This window comes from Corynebacterium uberis (assembly GCF_020616335.1).
GTDB classification, from domain to species: domain Bacteria; phylum Actinomycetota; class Actinomycetes; order Mycobacteriales; family Mycobacteriaceae; genus Corynebacterium; species Corynebacterium uberis.
On sequence record NZ_CP085051.1, the window covers coordinates 19722 to 37465 of the forward strand.

Annotated in this window: 15 protein-coding genes; 6 read left to right on the forward strand and 9 right to left on the reverse strand. The window is 66.6% G+C overall.

Annotation, left to right across the window (positions count from 1 at the left end; all coding sequences use genetic code 11):
• Window positions 1-54: 54 nt before the first annotated feature.
• Entirely contained in the window at window positions 55-1077 is a 1023-nt protein-coding gene (locus LH390_RS00105) for a zinc-dependent alcohol dehydrogenase family protein (RefSeq protein WP_227281171.1), read from the reverse strand.
• Between the two features lie 126 nt (window positions 1078-1203).
• On the opposite strand from LH390_RS00105, the gene LH390_RS00110 reads away from it, so the two are divergent.
• From LH390_RS00110 to LH390_RS00125, 4 genes are all read left to right on the forward strand, one after another.
• On the forward strand, window positions 1204-2223 hold the full coding sequence (locus LH390_RS00110; RefSeq protein WP_227281170.1) for a zinc-binding dehydrogenase: 1020 nt from the start codon (window positions 1204-1206) through the stop codon (window positions 2221-2223).
• A gap of 88 nt (window positions 2224-2311) precedes the next feature.
• Entirely contained in the window at window positions 2312-3325 is a 1014-nt protein-coding gene (locus LH390_RS00115; RefSeq protein ID WP_399524925.1) for a substrate-binding domain-containing protein, read from the forward strand.
• Entirely contained in the window at window positions 3322-4287 is a 966-nt protein-coding gene (locus LH390_RS00120) for an ABC transporter permease (RefSeq protein ID WP_227337376.1), read from the forward strand. Before LH390_RS00115 ends, LH390_RS00120 begins: the two co-directional genes overlap by 4 nt.
• On the forward strand, window positions 4284-5057 hold the full coding sequence (locus tag LH390_RS00125) for an ATP-binding cassette domain-containing protein (protein WP_227281168.1): 774 nt from the start codon (window positions 4284-4286) through the stop codon (window positions 5055-5057). Before LH390_RS00120 ends, LH390_RS00125 begins: the two co-directional genes overlap by 4 nt.
• Before the next feature lie 684 nt (window positions 5058-5741).
• Here LH390_RS00125 and LH390_RS00130 read toward each other — a convergent pair.
• On the reverse strand, window positions 5742-6746 hold the full coding sequence (locus LH390_RS00130; protein WP_227281167.1) for a hypothetical protein: 1005 nt from the start codon (window positions 6744-6746) through the stop codon (window positions 5742-5744).
• An 87-nt stretch (window positions 6747-6833) separates the two neighbouring features.
• On the opposite strand from LH390_RS00130, the gene LH390_RS00135 reads away from it, so the two are divergent.
• Together LH390_RS00135 and LH390_RS00140 are read left to right on the forward strand one after the other, a co-directional pair.
• Window positions 6834-7364, forward strand: a complete 531-nt coding sequence (locus LH390_RS00135; protein ID WP_227281166.1) for a peptidylprolyl isomerase — start codon at window positions 6834-6836, stop codon at window positions 7362-7364.
• A gap of 117 nt (window positions 7365-7481) precedes the next feature.
• The gene (locus LH390_RS00140; RefSeq protein ID WP_227281165.1) at window positions 7482-8159 is read left to right on the forward strand and encodes a rhomboid family intramembrane serine protease; all 678 of its coding nucleotides are present in this window, start codon (window positions 7482-7484) and stop codon (window positions 8157-8159) included.
• A 385-nt stretch (window positions 8160-8544) separates the two neighbouring features.
• On the opposite strand, the gene crgA is transcribed toward LH390_RS00140, so the two are convergent.
• The 7 genes from crgA to LH390_RS00175 all read right to left on the reverse strand — a co-directional run bounded on the left by crgA (window position 8545) and on the right by LH390_RS00175 (window position 17732).
• Entirely contained in the window at window positions 8545-8820 is a 276-nt protein-coding gene (crgA, locus tag LH390_RS00145) for a cell division protein CrgA (RefSeq protein WP_227282680.1), read from the reverse strand.
• 128 nt (window positions 8821-8948) lie between these two features.
• Window positions 8949-11012: a Stk1 family PASTA domain-containing Ser/Thr kinase gene (gene pknB, locus LH390_RS00150; protein WP_227281164.1), complete on the reverse strand. Its 2064-nt coding sequence runs from the start codon at window positions 11010-11012 to the stop codon at window positions 8949-8951.
• A gap of 4 nt (window positions 11013-11016) precedes the next feature.
• Window positions 11017-12759 carry a serine/threonine-protein kinase gene (locus LH390_RS00155; RefSeq protein ID WP_227282679.1) on the reverse strand — a complete coding sequence of 581 codons (1743 nt, stop codon included), beginning with the start codon at window positions 12757-12759 and terminating at the stop codon, window positions 11017-11019.
• A 133-nt stretch (window positions 12760-12892) separates the two neighbouring features.
• The gene (locus LH390_RS00160) at window positions 12893-14332 is read right to left on the reverse strand and encodes a peptidoglycan D,D-transpeptidase FtsI family protein (RefSeq protein WP_227281163.1); all 1440 of its coding nucleotides are present in this window, start codon (window positions 14330-14332) and stop codon (window positions 12893-12895) included.
• Entirely contained in the window at window positions 14329-15750 is a 1422-nt protein-coding gene (locus tag LH390_RS00165) for an FtsW/RodA/SpoVE family cell cycle protein (RefSeq protein ID WP_227281162.1), read from the reverse strand. The genes LH390_RS00160 and LH390_RS00165 overlap by 4 nt, the downstream gene beginning before the upstream one ends.
• A complete protein-coding gene (locus LH390_RS00170; RefSeq protein WP_227281161.1) occupies window positions 15751-17265 on the reverse strand; it encodes a PP2C family protein-serine/threonine phosphatase in 1515 nt (504 codons plus the stop codon).
• Window positions 17262-17732, reverse strand: a complete 471-nt coding sequence (locus tag LH390_RS00175; RefSeq protein ID WP_227281160.1) for an FHA domain-containing protein FhaB/FipA — start codon at window positions 17730-17732, stop codon at window positions 17262-17264. Before LH390_RS00175 ends, LH390_RS00170 begins: the two co-directional genes overlap by 4 nt.
• Window positions 17733-17744: the final 12 nt, after the last annotated feature.

Sequence of the window (17744 nt, forward strand, 5' to 3'; positions counted from 1 at the left end):
CGGGGCACACCGCCACCAGCATGCCCCGCCCTGCCCCCGCGGCTCACCCCACCGCTACAGCGTGAGCAGCACCTTGGTGGCGCGGCGTTCGTCCATCGCCTTGTAGCCTTCGGCGGCCTCTTCGATGGGCAGCTCGAGGTCGAAGACGCGTCCGGGGTTGATCTGGTCGGTCATGATCAGGTCGATGAGTTCGGGGAGGAAGCGGCGTACGGGGGCGGGCCCGCCGAGCAGGCTGACGGTGGAGTAGAACAGGTCGATGCCGTCGAGTTCCACGCCGTGGGAGACGCCGACGAAGCCGACGTGTCCGCCGGGCCGGGTCACGCCGATGGCTTGGTGCATGGATTGGTCGGTGCCTACGGCTTCGATGGTGCAGTGGGCGCCCAGCCCGTTGGTGAGTTCTTTAACGCGGGCGATGCCCTCGCCGCCGCGTTCTTCCACGATGTCGGTGGCGCCGAATTCGCGGGCGAGCGCCTGCCGGGCGCTGTGCCGGGACATGGCGATGATGCGTTCGGCGCCGAGTTGTTTGGCGGCGAGCACCCCCATGAGTCCGACGGCGCCGTCGCCAACCACGGCGACGGTTTTTCCGGGTTCTACTTCGGCGGCGACGGCGGCGAACCAGCCGGTGCCGAGGACGTCGGAGGCGGCCATGAGGCTTTTAGTTTGTGCGGCGGTGGGGGTGCCGGGGACGGTGACTAGGGTGCCGTCGGCAAGCGGGATGCGTGCGTAGTCGGCTTGGGTGCCGATGGAGCCCATCATGACTTGGTCGACGCAGCGGGATTGGAAGCCGGATTGGCAGATTTCGCAGGTGTTGTCGGAGGCGACGAAGGATCCGACGACCAGGTCGCCGGGGCTGACGGTGTGGACCTCGGGGCCGATTTCTTCGACGACGCCAACGTATTCGTGGCCCATTTGGGCGGGCCCCTGGACGTCTTCGGCGCCGCGGTAGGGCCACAGGTCGGAGCCGCAGATGCAGGTGGTGGTGACGCGGATGATGGCGTCGGTGGGGTCGATGAGCTGGGGTTTGTCGATGTCTTCGACGCGGATGTCTCGGGGTGCGTGGATTCTCACGGCGCGCATGGGGGTCTCCTTCTCATCACAATTAGGTACTACCTTAATTGTAGCCCGGTGGCGCGCCCCCGGCTTCTGTGCGACCATGCGGAAGATACGAGCAGAGCACACGCTACAGAAAGGCCGAGCCTCACCATGCGCGCAATTGTTCACACCGAATTTGGAAACCCCGCCGAGGTCCTGCACGTGGAGGACCGCCCGATTCCGGAGCCCGGCCCCGGCCAGGTGCGCGTCAAGGTGACGCTGGCGCCGATCCACAACCATGACCTGTCCACGGTGCGCGGCACGTACGGCTTCCGCCCGCAGCTGCCCGCCCCTGCCGGCACGGAGATCGTGGGGCTTATCGACGCCCTCGGGGCCAACGTCGCGCACTTGCGTCCCGGTCAGCGGGTGGTTTCCGGCACGCACTTTGGCGTGTGGGCAGACTACGCCGTGGTGGATGCCGCAGGGGTGATCCCGGTGCCGGACCAGCTGGACGATGCCACCGCCGCCCAGCTGGTGGCCATGCCCTTTAGCGCGGTGACGCTGCTGGACTTCCTCAACGTTGAGCCCGGCCAGTGGATTGTGGTCAACTCCGCCAACGGCACGATTGGTCGCCTGCTGTCCCAGCTGGCCGCCGCCCGCGGGGTCAACGTGGTGGGCCTGGTGCGCCGCGATGCCGCCACGCAGGGCCTGGACCGGGTGGTCTCCACGCAGCAGGAGGACTGGCGCGAGCAGGTCGCCGCGATCACCGGCGGGGCGGACATTGTGGCCGGGGTGGAGTCGGTGGGCGGTCCGGCGGCCAACCAGGTGCTCAAGCTCCTGGCGCCTGGGGCCACGCTGGTGACCTTCGGGGCGATGTCAGAAAAGCACATGGAGCTTTCGGCCGGCACGATCATCTTTAAGGACATCACCGTGCGCGGCTTTTGGGGCAAGCGGGTGGCCGAGCAGATGCCGCAGGACAAGAAGATGGCGCTGATCGGCGAGGTTATTCAGCGCGTGGCGGAAGGCTCCGTGACCCTGCCGGTAGACCAAACCTTTGCGGCCGACGATGTTCAGGAGGCCGTGCGCGCGAGCCTGGCGCCGGGCCGCAGCGGCAAGGTGCTGTTGCGCTTCTCATGTGGTGACGGTGAGGGCGGGGGCATGACGGTTACCCCCGCCTACCCCCGTCGATAAGCGCAGGACAAGGCGACTTAATCGATCAAGAAGCGCACATACCCGTTTGACCAGGCGCATTGACCTGCGGTTATCTGGCTGAGTGAACCTGCACAAACCTGTCTACACATTCGTGGCGCTGCTGACCGCACTGACGACGCTGACGGCGCTGACGGCGTGCTCGGCAACCGGGGGCGCACCGCGGACGGACCCCAACGCGGCCGGCGGGGGGACCGTGGACACCCCCCGAATGACGGTGGCCATGATCAGCCACGGCGCGCCGGGCGATACGTTCTGGGACCTCGTGCGCAAGGGAGCTGAAGACGCCGCCCGCAAGGACAACGTGGAGCTGCGCTACAGCGCGGACCCGCAGGCACCCAACCAGTCCAACCTGGTGGATTCGGCCGTGGACGCCGCCGTGGACGGCATCGCGGTGACCCTGCCCAACCCGGACGCCATCGGGCCGGCGGCGCGCCGGGCGGTGGACAAAAAGATCCCCGTCGTGGGACTTAACGCCGGGATGAGCCGCTACCAGGATTACGGGCTGTCCGCCTTCTTCGGCCAGGACGAGGCCCTGTCCGGGCAGCGCGCCGGCGAGCGGCTGGCCAAGGACAACGGCGGCAACCCGGGCAAGGTGCTGTGCGTCATCCATGAGCAGGGCAACTCCTCCCAGGAGGATCGCTGCGCGGGGCTGCGCAAGGGCCTCGGCGGGGCCGGGCAGGTGGATATCCTCTACGTCAACGGCATGGACCTTACGGCCACGCAGGCGACCATCCAGGCCAAGCTGTCCCAGGACAAGCAGGTGCGCTGGCTCATGGGCCTGGTCGCCCCGGTGGCGCTGCGCGCGGCGGACGCTAAGGATGCCGCCGGGCGCGGGGACGTGCACATTGCCACCTTTGACACCAATGCGGAGCTGGTCGCGGCCATCAAGAAGGACCGGATCGCCTTCGCTGTGGATCAGCAGCCCTACCTTCAGGGCTACCTGGCGGTGGATGCGCTGTGGCTGGCCAAGCGCAACGGCACCACGGTGGGCGGCGGCCAACCGGTGCTCACCGGCCCGAGCTTTGTAGACAAATCCAACGTAGACCTTATTGCGGATGCCGCGAAGGCAGGGCTGCGATGACCCAGCGCAATCTCAAGGGCCTGCTGCGCCGCCCGGAGCTGGCCAGCCTCATCGGCGCGGTGGTCATCATCGCCGCGTTTAGCATCGTCGCCCCGCCGTTTCGCTCCTTCGAGGCGGCCTCCACGGTGCTCTACGCGTCCTCGACCATCGGGATCATGGCCCTGGCCGTGGGCCTGCTCATGATCGGCGGGGAGTTTGACCTCTCCGCCGGCGTGATGGTGACCACCGCGGCACTGGCCGCCACCATGCTCAATTACAACCTGCACCTTAATAGCTGGGTGGGCGCCGGAATTTCGCTACTCATCGCCCTGACCATCGGGGCGCTCAATGGCTTTTTGGTCACCCGCACAGGCATCCCCTCATTCCTTATTACCCTGGCGGCATTTCTCATGCTCCAGGGCGTCAACCTGGCGGTGACAAAGCTGGTCACTGGGCAGGTAGCAACCCCCATTATTTCGGACATGGAAGGCTTCAACTCCGCCCGCGCGGTCTTTGCCTCCACCATCGACCTGGGGCCGATCAGCGTGCGCATCACGGTGCTGTGGTGGCTGACCTTTGTGGCGCTGGCCACGGTGCTGCTCAACCGCACCCGCTGGGGCAACTGGATCTACGCGGTCGGCGGAAACGCGCAGGCAGCACGCGCCGTCGGCGTGCCGGTGCGCGGGGTGACTATCGCGCTGTTTATGGGCGTGGCCTTCGCCGGATGGTTCGTAGGAATGCACACGCTCTTCCTTTTCGATTCCATCCAGGCCGGCCAAGGCGTGGGCAATGAGTTCCTCTATATCATCGGCACCGCCATTGGCACGGCAATCGGCGCGCTCATATTCGGCGTGACCAACCAGGGCATTGTGTATGCCGGCTGGAACCCAGATTGGTTCAAATTCTTCCTCGGCGCAATGCTGCTTTTTGCGGTGGTCACCAACACCTCGGTGGCGGCCTGGACCAGAAAGGCCCGATCATGACTAAGCCGATCATCCAACTGCGCGACGTCGGCCGCCGCTACGCCACCGTCGAGGCGCTGCGCGGCGTGAACTTAAGCGTGCGCCCCGGCGAAGTGCTCTGCGTGCTTGGCGATAACGGCGCCGGCAAATCCACGCTCATCAAAATCCTCGCCGGCGTCCACCAGCCCACCTCCGGCCAGATGCTCATCGACGCCACCCCCGTGCGCTTCCCCGGCCCCGCCCAAGCACTCGCCGCCGGCATCGCCACCGTCTACCAGGACCTGGCCATCGTCGACGACATGAGCGTGTGGCGCAACTTCTTCCTCGGCCAGGAACTCACCGGCCCGCTCGGCCTGCTGCGCACCGAACAGATGCGCACCCAGGCCGCCGCCGCCCTCCACGACCTCGGGGTAGACCTTAACGACGTCGACGTCCCCGTCTCCGACCTCTCCGGCGGCCAGCGCCAAGTAGTGGCCATCGCCCGCGCCGTACACTTCGGCGCCCGCGTACTCATCCTCGACGAGCCCACCGCTGCCCTCGGCGTGAAGCAATCCGGCATGGTCCTACGCCTGATCGCCAGCGCCCGCCAGCGCGGCGTGGCCGTCATCTTCATCACCCACAACCCGCGGCACGCCTACGCGGTTGGCGACCACTTCCTGGTGCTGGGCCTCGGCGAGGTCATCATGTCCGGCCCGCGCGCCGAGGTAGACATTGAGCAGCTGACAGTACAGATGGCAGGCGGCGCGCAGCTCGAAGAGCTCGACCAACTCGTCGCGGACGCGTCCCGCTAATCGACGCCCCGGCCGCGCGCCGGTGCGCTGGCCCTGCGGCGCCGCCGCCGCGCTGGCTTTGTCGCGTGCTTACGCGTTCCGCCGCACCGTTTCGCGGCGCCGTCGCTCTGCGCCTCGCTCTGCGCACCGTTTCGCGGCGCCTGGCATTCGAACATGTCGTAACCTGCCGTGGAAACTAAATTCTGACCTGCGGAAATACGGCGGCCAAAAAATCCGTGAAGACATCAGCCGACATAGCGTCTGCGGTGCTGTACGTGACGCGGCATGCGGTGCTCCGGGGCGGCGTCGATATGCGGCACAGCAATCCCGCGGGCGCCTGATTTTCGAACATGTCGTAACCTGCCGCGGAAACTAAATTCTGACCTGCGGAAACGCGGCGGCCAAAAAATCCGTGAAGACATCGCGCGCAGTACGTGCGGCATAAGCGACATTCGGGGCGGTGCTGCGGTTGCGGCCGGGTGCTGCGGGTGCGCGGTCGGCTGCTATTCGAACATGTCGTAACCTGCCGCGGAAACTAAATTCTGACCTGCGGAAATGCGGCGGCCAAAAAATCCGTGAAGACATCGCCCCCGGAACCAGCAAGTAAAGTCGATGATGCCGCACATGATAGAACCCCGCCCCGGGCGGCGATCATGCCGCAGGCGGGGCGGGGTGCAGTAGTTCTTAAAAAAGCTAGGCGCGAGCCTACTTCTTCTTGGGGTCGTCGTCGTGGACCTCGTAGGTGGCGTCGATCTTTTCGCCGTTGGTCTCCTGCTCGTCGAGGGTGACCGCGGGGGTGGGGTTGGGCTCGGCGTCGGTCTTGGCTTCTTCGGCGGCGGCGTCGGCGGCGTCAACGTCGGTCTTCGCCTCGGCCTTAGGCGCAGGCTTGGCGTCGCGGGTCACCTGGTGGGATCCGGCGGCGGCCTTTTCCTTGCCTACTTCGGCGCGGTGGCGCTCGAGTTGTTCGTCGAGGGAGGCGGCGAGGTCGTTGGCTTCGGTTTTCGGCGCAGGCTTGGCGGCGTCCTCAGTCTTATCACCCTCCGCAGCCTTCCCAGCCGCGGCATCAGCGCTGGTGGTGGTATAGACCAGCTTGGATTCGCTGGGCTGGCTGGTGGGCCGGGAGTATTCTTCGACGCGCGGCGGGGTGGTGTCTGCGGCTTGTTTGCGGTTGGTCCACCAGTAGTAGGCGGCGCCGATGATGGCGGCGAGGAGGGTAACGATGCCCAGGTTGCCCCAGAAGCCGCGTCCGGACTTGGTGTCCGTCTTCTTCTTGAGCTGCTTCTTGGCGTTCTTGGCGGCTTTCTTCGCGTCCTTGCGGTTGAGCTTGCCTTGTGCCTTGGTGGCGGCCTTGTCGGCGGCTTTTTGGGCGCGCTTCTTGGTGCGCTTGGACAGTTTTTTGGATTTGGCGGTGGCCTCTTCTTGGGCTTCGGAGGCTTGTTTGCCAAAGTCTTGGGCCTTGTCTTCGAGGGCCTTCTTGGCGTTGTCTAGGCGCTTGCGGGCGCGGTTGGTGACTTTGCCGGCTTGGTCTTTGGTGTCTTCGAGGAGCTGGTGGCTTTTGTCTTTGATGTCGTCGGTGACGTCGTCGTAGGAGTCGGCGGCTTCGACGAGCTTGTCGTAGGCTTGGGCGGCCTTGCGGTCGCGGAAGTCGGAGTATTGGTTCCAGGCGCGTCGGGCCGCGGTGAGCCCGACCCTTAGGGTGGTGCTGTTCATGGTCTCCCTCACTGTGGGTCAGTTCTGGTTCCTAGAGTAATCACTTCCTTCGGCGCGCGGGGGCTGGTGGTGGTTAGACTGGTGGGCATGACTGCTAAGACCGCGACCGCTGTGTTGCATACGAATCGTGGCGATATTGCCATTGAGCTGTTTGGAAATCATGCGCCGGTGACGGTGGAGAATTTTGTGGGCCTGGCTAAGGGCACGAAGGACTATTCGGAGAAGAATGCGTCTGGGTCTGCGGAGGGTCCGTTCTATGATGGGGCGATTTTCCACCGTGTGATCAAGAACTTCATGATCCAGGGTGGGGATCCGACGGGCACGGGCATGGGTGGCCCGGGCTACAAGTTCAATGATGAGTTCCACCCGGAGCTGCGTTTTGATCGCGCGTACCTGCTGGCGATGGCGAATGCGGGCCCGGGGACGAATGGTTCGCAGTTCTTCATCACTGTTGCCCCCACGCCGCATCTGAACAACCATCACACGATCTTCGGTGAGGTGACTGATCCGGAGTCGCAGAAGGTTGTGGATGCCATTGCGACGACGAAGACGGATCGCATGGATCGCCCGACTGAGCCGGTGGTCATCGAGTCAGTGGAGATCATCGAGGGCGAGTAGTTCGCTTTTCGACGCCCCCTCAACGCAACCGTAGGCATTCTCAGCGCCGCAGCCTCCCGCACGTGAAGAGCGTGTGGTTGAGCTGCGGCGTTGGTGTTTCTGGGTACGCTGTGGCCCATGAGTTATGTGCGTAGTTTGTCTCAGGCCCCGGTGACGGCGGTGTTGACGGGAATCATCGTGGTGGTGTGGGTGGTCACTGCGGTGCAGGCGGGTTCTGCGATGGAGGTGGCGGGGTCTTCGGTTGCGGAGTCGTGGATTTTGTATGGTCCTGCGGTGGCCACGCAGGGTGCGGGGTTGTGGCGCGTGGTGGGCAACATGTTCATTCACTTGGGCCTGCCGCACATGGTGCTTAATGGTTTCATGCTGGTGGTTATTGGGCCGGTGGTGGAGCGTGCGGTGGGTAGTGCGCTGTTTGGGGCGATTTTCCTGGTCTCCGGGTTGGGGGCGAGTGCGGCTGTGTTGGCGATGAACCCGTTGACGCCGACTGCCGGCGCTTCTGGGGCGCTGTATGGGCTGATGGCCGTGTTGGTGGGCCTGGCGGTGCGTGGCGGCGGGGGCAGCCAGCTGGGTGGGGCGTTGTCCTTGGTGGGTGTGAATGTGGTGTATACGCTGATGAGCCCGGGGGTGTCGCTGTGGGGCCATGCGGGTGGGTTGATCACGGGGGCGGTGATCGCCGTGGTGATTGTGGTGGCGCGTTCGCGGGGGGTGCGCGCGGCTGGCGTTGCGGGGGTGGGCGTTGTGGTTGTGGGGTTGTTGGCCTGGCTGGTGGCTAGCCCGGTTGTGGCGTTGGGGTAGCTGTCCACAGCGTTGTGCACTGTTGTCCACTGCGGGGCTCGGGGGCGAGTTATCCACAGGAGTTATCCACAGTGTGGATAACTACATTTTTGTCATTTACCGAACGTTTCCGCCCTATAAGGTGGGTTCACCAGTCACAACCGGGGCAGCTTCGAACACCCCACCGCCCTGTGGACACTGGGGGAATCCGGGTTGTGCACGTGTGGATAACTCTGTCTCAGGCCCGTGTCCACAGAGTTTCCCCCAGCCTGTGGATAGAACATTTCAGCGCTTGTGCTCAAGCAGCCCGGCTCTCCGCCGCGGCGGCAGGCGGCATGGGTCCAGGCCCGCAGGGCACAAAAAAACCGCCGTTGCGCGCTAGGCAACGGCGGGAAAAGGGGGGTTTCTAAGAACGCCACCCCATGGTCATGAGGAGGCCGATGATAAACAGCCCGAACCCGATGGCGTAGTTCCATTGGGCCAGGTCCACCATGAAGGGGATGGACGGCCCGGCGAGGTAGTTGACAATCAGCCACGCCAGCCCGGCGACCATGAAGCCAAACATGAGCACCTTGTACCACACGGGGGTGCCGCCGCCGTTGATCTTGACCGGCGTGCGGTTGGCCGTGGAGCTCATGGTGGCCAGCGGGGCGGTGGATGCGGAGATCTTGGACTTGGGCATGAAGGGCACCTTCGGTGGGTTAGCGGTTGTAAAGAACTTCGACGTGTGTGCGTGGCGCACGGTCGGGCACAGTCTATCAGGAGGCTGTGCCCGGGGCCGTGCGCTGACCGCTCGTGGGTCAGGGGGACCTAACGGACGAGGTTGAGCAGGTTGAAATCGTACATCTGGACGGTGATGAGGTCGTCGCGGCGCATCTCGGTGCCGGGGCGCGGGGAGACGTGGGCGACGGTGTCGCGCTGGGCGGGGTCGGTGGTGGGCACCGGGTCACCTTGGGCGAGTGCGCTGTCGGGTGCTTTCCAGCCGGCGTCGTGAAGCTTGCGCAGGGCGTCACCGCGGCTGAGCCCGGCGACGTCGGGAAGCACGAACAGTTCCCCGTTGGATACCTGCACGTCCACGGTGGCGGTGTGATCGACGGTGTTGCCGGCCTGGCGTACCGCGACCACGGTGTCCTTGTCCTCGGTGGAGTCGACGTAGACGATCCGCGCGCGCAGCCCCAACCCGTCGAGGGTGGTTTGCGCGTCAGACAGCTTCATGCCGGCCAGGTTGGGCACGGAGACCTGCTTGGGGCCCGAGGAGACGGTGATGGTCACCGGGGAGCCCTTGGAGATGTGCGCGCTGGCCGGCGGGTCCTGGCTGAGCACCAGTCCTTGGGCGGTGGCGTCGGAGGGTTCCTCGGAGACCTGCTCGTTGAGCACCAGGCCGGCGGACTTGAGCGCCTGGGCGGCGCCCTCGATGGTCATGCCCTTGAGGTTGGGCACGTCGGTTTGTTCCTTGCCGGAGGAGACCACCAGTTCCACCGACGTGCCGGGCCGCAGCGCGGAGTGGGCGGTGGGGTTGGTGCGGATGACCACGTCCTGGGCGATGGTGGGGCTGGGCTCTTCCTTGACGGTGACGCTTAAGCCTAAATCTTCGAGCTGCTTTTGGGCGGGGCCGCGTTTCTTGTTGGTCACGTCCGGCAGTTCGATGGTGTCGGAGGCCTGGGAGGAGGAGCTGCCGGAGCCGTCGTTGTTCTTGTTGGAGGCGTAGTCGTAGGCGAAGGCGCCGCCGACGCCGATGACCACCACGGCCAGGATGCCGGCCACCCAGGCGGGCCAGTGGCTGGAGGTCTGCTGCTCCGGGGCGGCGTGCCGGGTGGAGGCGGCGGCCTCGGTGCGGCCGGTGGGGGCTACCTCGCCGCGGGGGCCGCGCTGCTGGGCGGGGCGCTGCTGCGTCGGGCGCTGTTGGCCGGCGGCGCGCCGGGGTCCGGGTTGGGCGGGGGTGACCTGGGTCGGGGCGGCGTCGTTAAACGCCTGCGTGGGCGCGACGCCGCCCGCACCGGTGGAGACGTGGGAGCGGGCCGCCTGGGTGACGGCGTTGCGGGAGAGCAGCTCCAGGTCGGCGGCGAAGTCGACGGCCGTTTGGTAGCGGTCTGCCGGGTGCTTGGCCATGGCGGTGAGCACCACGGAGTCGACGTTGACGGCCGCGGTCGGGGTCAGGTCGGGGATGGAGTGGGAGGGGGCGTCGGGGTCTTCTTGGACGTGCTGGTAGGCCACGGCGAAGGGGGTGTCGCCTTCGAAGGGGGGCCGGCCGGTGATCAGTTCGTAGAGCACGCAGCCCAGCGAGTAGATGTCTGAGCGGGCGTCGGCGTTGCGGCCGCGGGCCTGCTCGGGGGAGAGGTATTGGGCGGTGCCGATCACCGCCGCCGTCTGGGTCATCGCGGAGCTGGTGTCATTAAGCGCCCGGGCGATGCCAAAGTCCATGACCTTCACCGCGCCGGTGTTGGTGATCATGATGTTGGCGGGCTTGATGTCGCGGTGAATGATCCCGGCGTCGTGGGAGGCTTGCAGGGCCTGGGCGGCGGGGATGAGGGTGGCGGCGGCGTCGGCGGGGCTCATGGGCCCGTCTTCGCGCACAATGTCGCGCAGCGTCCGGCCGAAGACGCGTTCCATGACGATGTAGGGCACGGAGATGCCGTCGATCATCGTCTCGCCGGTGTCATAGACGGCGACGATGGCCGGGTGGTTGAGCTTGCCGGAGTTTTGGGCCTCGCGGCGGAATCGTTCCCGGAAGTTGACGTCGCGGGCTAGCTCCAGGCGCAGGACCTTCACGGCGACGCCCCGGCCCAGGAGGGTGTCCTGGGCGGCGTAGACGTCGGACATTCCTCCGGTGCCTATGACCTCGCCGAGTTCATAGCGTTGCGCGATGGTGCTCATCTATTTACCTACCCCCGTCCGTGAGGTTATCTATTGCATCCGCCGCCCCGGAGACCAGGGCACCGGCGGCGTCTTCTGCGCCGCCGTGTCCGGCTGTTCCGGCGCCTTGGCCGGCACCGTGGTCCGCGCCGGCGGGTTGGTCGCCGCCGCGCGCCGGGTTGGTGTCGCCGGAGTTGGCGTCATTGTTGCCGGCGCCGGTGCGAGCGGTGTCGCCGTGGGCGCGGGCGTGGGCGGTGGATCGGGCGGGGTTGTCCTTATCTTTGTCTCTGGCGGCGTCGTTGCGGCGTTGCGACGCCGGTTCAGCGGGGTCGCCTGCTTCGTCGCCGTCGCCTTCATCTACTGCTGCGTCATCCGGGTTGGAGTGCGCGGTTTCCACGATGGTGGTGGCCTGGGTTTCTGTCACGTATTGGGTGACGATGGCGGGTTCGGTGGGCGTGGGGGTGGTGGATGCGGCGGAGTCGCCGGACCCAAAAAAGTCCATGGAGTACAGCCCGTAGCCTACAGCCCCGAGGACGGCGATGGCGGCGGCGATGGCCAGGCCCACGCCGAAGCCGCCCTTCTTCTGGTCCTTCGAGCCCGTGCCAGCGGCGCCGCTGCCCGTGCGGGAGCCTGCGCCACCCGCGGCTCCGGCGGCGCCGGCCCCCGGCGCAGCGGCCTGGGCACCCTGAGCGGCTTGGGCGGCCTGGGCCGCCTCGGCTGCCTGGGCATCACCCGCACCAGCCCCAGCGCCGGCTCCAGCCAGCGCGGCGGCACCCGCAGCGCCAGCCCCGGCGGCGGCCCCCGCGACGGGCGGGTTGGCCACCTGCCCGAGCAGGGCGGTCGCGGAGGTGGGTGAGGGTTCGGGTGCGGGCCCGGCGACGGCGGCGGTGCGCGGTTGCGGGGGGCGCGCGCCTAAGCGCACCCGCGAGATGGCGTTGGCCAGCTCGGAGCCGTCGGCGTAGCGGGTGTTGGGGTCCTTGCGCAGGGTGATGCCAATGAGTTCGCGGGTTTGCGCGGTCACGGCGGTGGGCAGCTGCGGCGGGGCTTGGTTGATGTGGGCGAGCACCACGGAGACGGAGGAGTCGCCGGTGAAGGGGCGGCGCCCGGATAGGATCTCGTAGCCGACCACGCCCAGGGAGTAGACGTCTGAGGTGGCGTAGACCTCTTGGCCTTGGGCTTGTTCGGGGGAGACGTATTGGGCGGTGCCTACCACCATGCCGGTGCGGGTCAGGGGCACGGCTGCGGCGGCTTTGGCGATGCCAAAGTCGGTGATCTTCACCTGCCCGGCCTGCGTGACCAGGAGGTTTCCTGGTTTGATGTCGCGGTGGACTAGGCCCATGGAGTGGATGACGGCGAGCCCGTGGGCGGCTTGTTCCATGACGTCGAGGGCCATGTCTTCGCTCAGGCTGCCTTCGCGGGCGAGCAGGTCTGCCAGGGATTCGCCGCGGACGTATTCCATGACGATGAAGCAGAAGACGGTGCCGGTGGGGTCGGGGACTTCGCGGTAGTCGAAGGTGCGCACGACGTTGTCGGAGTCGATGTGTTCGGCGGCTTCGGCTTCGTTACGGAAGCGCTCCAGGAATTCGGTGTTGTTGGAGAATTCGGGGCGCAGCGCTTTGATGGCTACTTCGCGGTCGTGGGCGACGTCGTCGGCAAGCCAGACGGTGGACATGCCGCCGTGGCCGATGACCCATTGCAGCCGGTAGTCGGGTCCGATGAGTCCCTGGATGCGGTCGCGGTGCGCGTCGTCGCTAGGTGGGGTGCTTATCGACGCCCCCTCGTCCGGCTGTCCTGCCGCTCCTGCGGGTTGTTGGGGCGTGCGGGTGCCGTGGGGGTCGGGCGGCCAGCCGCCCTGTGTCCAACCGGTGGTGTTGTTCTCAGTCATCGGTGTTCTCCTTTACCTACCTGGCTGCCTGCAGGGCCGCGTTGAGGACGGCTCGTCCGATGGGGGAGGCGACTTTGCCGCCGGTGGCGGAGGCGCCGAGCGATCCGCCGTTTTTGACTACCACGCCGACGGCGACGTCTGCGCCGTCTTGAGGGGCGAAGGCAACGTACCACGTATGCGGCGGGGTTCCGGCACCGCCGTGTTCGGCCGTGCCGGTCTTTGAGGCGATGTCTTGCCCCGCGTATCCGGAGGTGGAGCGTTCGGATCCGCGCATGAGTTCCTTAATCTGTGCGGCGATCTCCGGGGTGACCGCCTGGTTGAGCTCCTTGGGCTTGACCTTGGAGACCTCCTTGAGGTCGGGGCTGGTTACCCGGGAGACCAGGTGGGGTTCCATGCGGGTGCCGCCGTTGGAGATCACCCCGGCCATGAGAGCGGCTTGCAGGGCGGTCATGGTCACGTCGCGCTGCCCGATGGAGGACTGGCCCAACGCGCCCTGGTCCGCCAGGTCGCCGAGGGTGCCGGGGGTGGTGGTCACGCCGAGGTCGTAGCTTTCTCCGATGCCAAAGGCGTCGGCGGCGTGGCGCAGCTTATCGGCACCTAAGTCCAGGCCCATTTCCACGAAGGCGGTGTTGCAGGACAGGGCGAAGGCGGTGGCCAGGGTGACGGGCCCGCCTTTGCCGCAGGGCTGCCCGGCATAGTTGGTCAGTGTTTGGGTGGTGCCGGGCAGGGTGATTTCCGGTGCGCCGGTGAGCTGGGAGTTGGCGTTGTATCCGGCTTCCAGTCCGGCGGCGGTGGTGATGATCTTGAAGATGGATCCGGGCGGCAGGGACTCCTGGGCGGCGTGGTTGAGCAGGGGGTCGCCGTCGGAGGTGGTCAGCTCCGCCCAGGCGTTCTCGGCGGTGTCTTGGTTGACTATGGAGTTGGGGTCGTAGGAGGGGGTGGACGCCATGGCCAGGATCTCCCCCGTGGAGGGCCGCAGGGCGACGACCGAGCCTTCGTAGCCGGCGTCGGCAAGCTGATGATAAGCCAGCTCCTGGACCTGGGGGATGAGGGTCAGCTCGACGTTATTGCCCTTGGGCTTGCTGTCGATGAGGTGGTCGAAGAACTGGCTGGCGCCGACCTCGGTGCCGTTGAGCACGCCGTTGTAGCTGGATTCGATGCCGGCGGCGCCGTAGACGTCGGACAGGTAACCCAGCACGTGGCTGAATGCCACCGGGGAGTTGTCATAGCTGCGCTGGTAGTAGCCGTTATCGTCCGGATGCGAGCTGGCCAGGACCTGCCCGCCGGCAGAGATCTGGCCGCGGGGGATGGCCTTGGCCTCGTAGAAGTTGCGCCGGTTGAGCGCGTTGTGGGCGTACTTGTCTTGGGAGAATGCCTGGATGATGGTGAGGTTGATCAGCAGCACCAGGATCATCAGCAGCGCAAAGATGGAGGTGAATCGCAGGGCGCGGTTCATGAGCGTCGCACCGTCCTTCCAGCCGGGGGTTCCGCGGTGACTTGGGGGAACAGTCCGGTCCCGGAGGGATCGTCAGACACTCCGGGATTCAAGGCGGACTGGCCGGAGCCGTCGGTGGCTCCCGGCGGCGGGGTTTGCGGGGTGCGCGCGGAGTGGGAAATGCGCAGCAGGATGCCCAACAGCACGTAGTTGGCCATGAGCGAGGACCCGCCCTGGGACATAAATGGGGTGGTCAGGCCGGTCATGGGCATGAGGGCCGAGATGCCGGCGATGACCACAAAGACCTGAACAGCCAGCGTCAGGGACAACCCGGCGGCGGCGAGCTTGCCGTAGGAGTCGCGCACCTCCATGGCCACGCGCAGGCCGCGGGTGACAAACAGGGCGAAGAGCAGCACCACGGCGCTCAGGCCGATGAGCCCCAGCTCCTCACCCACGGCGGCGAGGATGAAGTCCGAGTGCACCACGGGAATGATGTAGGGGTAGCCCTTGCCAATCCCGGTGCCGGTGATGCCGCCGAAGGACATGCCAAACAGGGCCTGGGACAATTGCAGGCCGCTGCCGTCATAGTTGCCAATGGGGTCAAGGAAGTTGGCCACGCGGGCCTGAATCTTGGTGGAGATGGTGTAGACGGCGGTGCCGCCCACCGCCACCAGGACGGTGCCAATGAGCAGCCAGGAGGCCCGCCCGGTGGCAAAGTAGAGCATGCCCAGCACGGTGGTAAACAGCAGCAGGGCGGGGCCGAAGTCATTGGACCCGGCCATGATGAGGATGGCAATGCCCCACACGGCCAGGATCGGCGCGAGGTCGCGCAGGCGCGGAAAATCCAGGCCCATGAAGCGGTAGCCGGCCACGGTAAACAGGGCGCGCTTGTTCACCAACAGTTGGGCGAAGAAGAGCAGCAGCAGGATCTTGGAGAACTCGCCGGGCTGCACGCTCAGCGGCCCCAGGCTGACCCAGATTCGGGCTTCCTCATTGGCGGGGGAGAACCAGAAGAACAGCGGCAGGATGAGCAGGCCCAGGCCCAGCAGGCCCAGCAGGTAGGAGTAGCGGGTCAGGCTGCGGTGCTCGCGCACGATGGCCAGCACCGAGATGAGCAGGATGATGCCCACCACGGTCCACATCACCTGCCGCTTGGCCATGTTGGTTCCGCCTTCAAGGTCCAGCCGGTAGATGATCACCAGCCCGATGCCGTTGAGGGTGGCGGTAATGGGCAGCAGCAGCTGGTCGGCGTGGGGCGCCAGGAAGCACAGGGCGATGTGTGCGATGGAGAAGATGAGAATAAACCCGCCGATGATCCAGGCGATCTCCTTGCCCAGGGCGTTGCCTTGGGCCAGCTCCAGGTTGGCCAGCAGGGCGGCGACGATGAGCGTTGCCAGGATGAGCAGGCCCATCTCGCGTTTGCGGGACAGCAGCGCCATCTATTTCACCTCCCGGCAATTGACTCCGGGTTTGGCGCGCTGGGAATCGGCCGCATCCTTGGCGGCGTCCTTGGCTTCCTTCGCCGGGTCTGTGGGGGCGTTCTTGGCGGCATCCTTGGCGTGTTCCTCTGGGGTTTCGCCGGTGCGGGTGACGCAGACGGGCAGGGCCTGGTCGGCGAGGCGGCGCAGCTGGCTTGTTACTTCGTCGTAGCTGGCTGCGGGCATAGACTCCGCGGAGTCGCGGACGGATTCCGGCAGGTCGTTGATGCTAAAGGGGTGGCAGTTCGCGTGGTTGACGTCGGCCATCTGAATGGCGGCGTCTTTGCTCAGGCAGGCTACTTGGTAGGGGCTGTGGAGGTCGTGGCCAAAGACGGTGTAATTCAGCCCGTGGTGGACCACCAGGTCGTGGTGGTCGTCGGTGGCCAGGAAGTAGGTGTGGTTGGCGGTGCTAAAGACCCACCAGCCGCCGCCGATGGCGGCGATGGCCAGCACGAGGGTGGTGATCAGGGCGCCCCAGCGCAGGCCGGAGCGGCGGGAGGACCCGCGCGAGTCTGCCGCGGCTGCTGACTCCGCGTCGGCGTCGGCCTGCGGGTTCGCGCCGGCAGGCCCTGGCCCCGCAGGCCCCGCCCCGGCAGCCCCGGCAGCACCAGCACCGGCTGCGCGGGCCTGGCGCAGCGCTGCGGCGCGCCCGGCGGCGGTGTCGGGGTGGGTGGCTTCGGCTTGCTCGCCTTGGAGGGCCCCTGCGGTGGCGGGGACGGTGGGCAGGGCGGCGCGGGCGGCGTCGGAAAGCGAATCCTCGTCGACGACTTCGGCGACCACGACGGTGACGTTGTCCGGGCCGCCGGAGCGCAGGGCCAGTTCGATGAGCCGCGCGGCGGCGTCGTCGGGGCTGCCCTGGCCGAGGGTGTCTTCGATGGTGGAGTGGGTGACGGGGTCAGACAGGCCGTCGGAGCACAGCAGGATGCGGTCGCCGACACGGGCATCCAGGGTGGTCAGGGTCGGTTCGACGGGGCGGCCGGTGTAGGCCTTGAGGATCAGCGAGCGCTGCGGGTGCGTGGACACGTCCTCCGGGTTGAGGCGGCCCTCGGCGACGAGCGATTGCACGTAGGTGTCGTCGATGGTGATCTGGGTCAGCTCACCGTCGCGCAGCCGGTAGCCGCGGGAATCGCCGACGTGGCACAGCCCAAATTCGTGGCCGTCGAAGGCCAGCGCAGTCAGGGTGGTGCCCATGCCCTGGGTTTCGGGGCGGCGGGTGATTTCTTCGGCGATGGCGGCATTGGCGTCGTCGGCAACCGCTGCGAGCAGCGCCAAGACATCATTGTCGCCGGGGTCCGCGTCGAGCTTTTCTAGGTGGGTGATCATGATCTGGGAGGCGACCTCACCCGCGGCGTGCCCACCCATGCCGTCCGCCAGGGCCAGCAGGTGCGGGCCCGCGTAGGCGGAGTCCTCATTGTTGCCGCGCACCAGGCCACGGTCAGAGGCGACGGTGTAATTGAGCTTCAGGTGTGCGGTCACGGAACCAGCCTCACAGTCGTGCGCCCAACGCGTATCGACGTCCCCGTCGCCACGCGCTCAGGCTGATCAATCCGGGTGCCCGCGACGAACGTTCCGTTGCGGGAGTCCAAGTCTTCAACAAACCAATCAGAACCGCGCCGGAACAGCCGGGCGTGGCGGCCGGACGCAAAGTCATCGCCCAGCACAAAATCACAGTCCGGGCTGCGGCCCATGACCACTTCCCCGATCGTGGAAATATCCATGTACGAGCCCTGGAGCGGGCCCTCGACGATGGTGATCTGGCGTGCAGGTGCCTTACGCGTATGGGCGGCGCCGTCGCTGGCCCCGTTGCGGGCGCGCCGCTGCCCGCCACCGAACCCGGACGCCGCGTTGGTATCGCGCCCCATCGAGCGCAGGGCAACCAGGATGAACAGCCACAGCAGCACTAATACGCCGATGCGGAAACCCGTGAGGGCCAGTGAGTCCATGATGCTCCTAAA

Coding starts and splice junctions, on each gene's coding strand:
- LH390_RS00105 (WP_227281171.1), bottom strand. CDS start 1,077: ATGCGCGCCGTGAGAATCCACGCACCCCGAGACATCCGCGTCGAAGAC.
- LH390_RS00110 (WP_227281170.1), top strand. CDS start 1,204: ATGCGCGCAATTGTTCACACCGAATTTGGAAACCCCGCCGAGGTCCTG.
- LH390_RS00120 (WP_227337376.1), top strand. CDS start 3,322: ATGACCCAGCGCAATCTCAAGGGCCTGCTGCGCCGCCCGGAGCTGGCC.
- LH390_RS00125 (WP_227281168.1), top strand. CDS start 4,284: ATGACTAAGCCGATCATCCAACTGCGCGACGTCGGCCGCCGCTACGCC.
- LH390_RS00130 (WP_227281167.1), bottom strand. CDS start 6,746: ATGAACAGCACCACCCTAAGGGTCGGGCTCACCGCGGCCCGACGCGCC.
- LH390_RS00135 (WP_227281166.1), top strand. CDS start 6,834: ATGACTGCTAAGACCGCGACCGCTGTGTTGCATACGAATCGTGGCGAT.
- LH390_RS00140 (WP_227281165.1), top strand. CDS start 7,482: ATGAGTTATGTGCGTAGTTTGTCTCAGGCCCCGGTGACGGCGGTGTTG.
- crgA (WP_227282680.1), bottom strand. CDS start 8,820: ATGCCCAAGTCCAAGATCTCCGCATCCACCGCCCCGCTGGCCACCATG.
- pknB (WP_227281164.1), bottom strand. CDS start 11,012: ATGAGCACCATCGCGCAACGCTATGAACTCGGCGAGGTCATAGGCACC.
- LH390_RS00160 (WP_227281163.1), bottom strand. CDS start 14,332: ATGAACCGCGCCCTGCGATTCACCTCCATCTTTGCGCTGCTGATGATC.
- LH390_RS00165 (WP_227281162.1), bottom strand. CDS start 15,750: ATGGCGCTGCTGTCCCGCAAACGCGAGATGGGCCTGCTCATCCTGGCA.
- LH390_RS00175 (WP_227281160.1), bottom strand. CDS start 17,732: ATGGACTCACTGGCCCTCACGGGTTTCCGCATCGGCGTATTAGTGCTG.